This window comes from Vibrio sp. Vb1554 (genome assembly GCF_033344235.1).
The window spans coordinates 1-2,303 of sequence record NZ_JAWPOJ010000083.1 but is presented as its reverse complement, the minus strand read 5'-3'; the positions used below and the strand labels follow the sequence as shown (position 1 = coordinate 2,303).

Here is a 2,303-nt window from a genome sequence, read left to right as displayed (position 1 = left end):
GGAATGGTTTCAGTAACGGTGTCGCCATCGAAGTCGGTTGCGATAATTGGGAAGTTGAGTGTCAGCTCATCACTATCAACCGCGTGATCAATTGGCCCTTCTAGCGTGAAGTTATAAGTGCCATCAGTATCTACTGTCAGAGTAAATACTGGGTTGCCACCCGCAGTCGCTTCATAAGTGAAGCTTCCATCACCATTTGCGGTTTCTGTTAGCGTTACCGCCACGCCTTGCGACGTTAAACCGTCCACTGGTGTTGCTGAAGCATCGAGTTGGTAGCTCACCACTCGGTCTGAACCTTGTGTGGTGGTGAAGTTACCATCAATAGAAATCGGGTTGCTTTGGTCTGAGCCAATTGAGGCTAGGTCATCTTCATCAACCGTGATTGCGTCGACGTCAGTAATAACTGGCTTATCGTCCACGATTGTCACTGGGATAGTGGCATTTGTGGTGTCGCCATCAAAGTCTGTTGCGATGATTGGGAAGTTGAGTGTCAGCTCATCGCTATCTACCGCGTGGTCGATTGGACCTTCAAGCGTGAAGTTATAGCTACCATCAGTATTCATCGTCAGCGTAAAGACCGCTTCAGTACCCGCTGTCGCCTCGTAAGTAAAGCTGCCATCAGCGTTTGCGGTTTCAGTCAGCGTGACTGCCACGCCTTGTGATGTAAGGCCGTCAACTGGTGTTGCAGAAGCATCAAGCTGATAACTTACCACTCGGTCCGAGCCTTGTGTGGTGGTGAAGTTGCCATCGATTGAAATCGGGCCAGTCTGATCTGAGCCAATCGTACCTAAGTCATCTTCATCAACGGTAATCGCATCAACATCGGTAATGGTCGGTTTATCATCCACGATGGTGACAGGGATCGTTTCTGTGGTGGTATCACCATCAAAATCCGTTGCGATGATTGGGAAGTTCAGTGTCAGCTCATCACTATCTGTCGCATGGTCGATAGGACCTTGCAGCGTGAAGTTGTATGAACCATCCGTATTAACGGTCAGCGTAAATACGGCTTCAGTTCCTGCTGTCGCTTCATAAGTGTAGCTACCGTCGCCGTTTGCGGTTTCAGTCAGCGTCACTGCCACACCTTGCGATGTTAGACCATCAACTGGCGTTGCAGCAGTATCTAATTGGTAGCTTACTACCCCATCAGAGCCTTGCGTTGTAGTGAAGTTGCCGTCGATTGAAATTGGATCTGCGCCGTCAGAGCCAATTGTTGCTAGGTCATCTTCATCCACACGGATTGCGTCTACGTCGGTGATGGTTGGTTTATCGTCAACGATGGTGACAGGCAGTGTTTCTGTCGAGGTATCGCCATCAAAATCTGTTGCGATAATCGGGAAGTCGATTTGCAGACTGTCGCTATTCACCGCATGGTCTAGTGGGCCTTGCAGAGTAAAGGTGTAGCTGCCATCTGGCTTCACCACCAATTCAAATACGGCATTGCCATCTGCTGTGGCTGTGTAAGTAAAACTGCCGTCGCCGTTAGCAGTTTCAGCAAGCACGACAGGCTCCCCATGAGAGGTCAACCCTGCTACTGGATCTGCGGTTGCATCAAGCTGGTATTTAACAACGCTGTCCGAGCCTTCAGTTGTGGTGAAAGAGCCCGACATAAACGCATCATCGTTCTGGTCTGAGCCAATTGAGGCAAGGTCATCTTCGTCCACCGTGAGTGGAACAACGTTATCGATGGTTGGAACGTCATCAGTAATCGTGACTGGAATGGTCGCAATCGTCGTATCGCCATCAAAGTCTGTAGCAATGATTGGGAAGTTCAGTACTAATTCATCGCTGTTTAACGCGTGATCGACCGGCCCTTCCAGACGGAAGTTGTATGTACCGTCAGCATTCACATTCATGGTGAAGACAGGATTGCCATCCGCGGTAGCCACGTAAGTAAAGCTGCCATCAGCATTCGCAGTCTCTACCAAAGTAACAGGCTCACCTTGAGAAGTTAAACCTGCGACAGGATCCGAAGTTGAATCAAGTTGGTAGCTCACCACACGGTCTGAGCCTTGAGTGGTCGTGAACGCGCCTTCCACAAACACAGCGTCAGTTTGGTCTGAGCCAATACCTGATAAATCATCTTCGTCTACAGCCAGAGGCACAACATTATCGATGATTGGTGCATCATCCGTAATCGTGACTGGAATGGTTGCCGAAGTCGTATCACCATCAAAATCGGTGGCAATAATTGGGAAATCAATCGTCAGGCTGTCGCTGTTAGCTGCATGGTCAATCGGGCCTTGCAGCGTAAAGTCGTACGTACCATCTGTTGCGACATTCAACGTGAAGACAGGATTACC

The 2,303-nt window shown here is 49.5% G+C and carries 1 protein-coding gene; it reads right to left on the bottom strand.

The annotated features are described in order from the left end of the window. Window positions 1-2,303: VCBS domain-containing protein (locus R8N28_RS23750; RefSeq protein ID WP_318183491.1), on the bottom strand; the 2,303-nt coding region annotated here is incomplete at both ends.